1 protein-coding gene is annotated in these 295 nt (G+C 69.2%); it reads right to left on the bottom strand.

Annotation, left to right across the window (positions count from 1 at the left end; all coding sequences use genetic code 11):
- Window positions 1–295, bottom strand: a 295-nt coding sequence (locus tag J0A65_RS27050; RefSeq protein WP_206597241.1) for a hypothetical protein, incomplete at both ends; no start/stop codon positions are given.

The following is a 295-nucleotide window of genomic DNA, read 5'->3' as shown; positions in this document are numbered from 1 at the left end:
CGTGGTCGAGCTGGGCGATGGCGTCGCGCAGCTGCGTCACCAACTGGCGGTCGCAGTCGAGCGAGCAGGCCAGGTAGAGGTCGGTGCTTACCAGGGGTGGGCTCATGCGCAGCTCGTGCCGGCGCGCCGCCGATTTGTGCCAGATGTACAGCGCCTCGTCGATGCCGGTGAACCAGGCATCGATGCGCCGCAGTTCGAGCAGGCGGGCCGGGTTCTCGCCAAGCCGGATCTGCACGATCTGCTGCTCCGCGAAGCCCTCGCGGCGCAGCGTCTCCACCTGTGCAGTGCCCAGCCC

This window comes from Bowmanella yangjiangensis (assembly GCF_017255015.1).
Taxonomy (GTDB): Bacteria; Pseudomonadota; Gammaproteobacteria; order Enterobacterales; family Alteromonadaceae; genus Bowmanella; species Bowmanella yangjiangensis.
The sequence above is the reverse complement of the archived record's forward strand: the minus strand, read 5'-3'. Positions and strand labels throughout refer to the sequence as shown.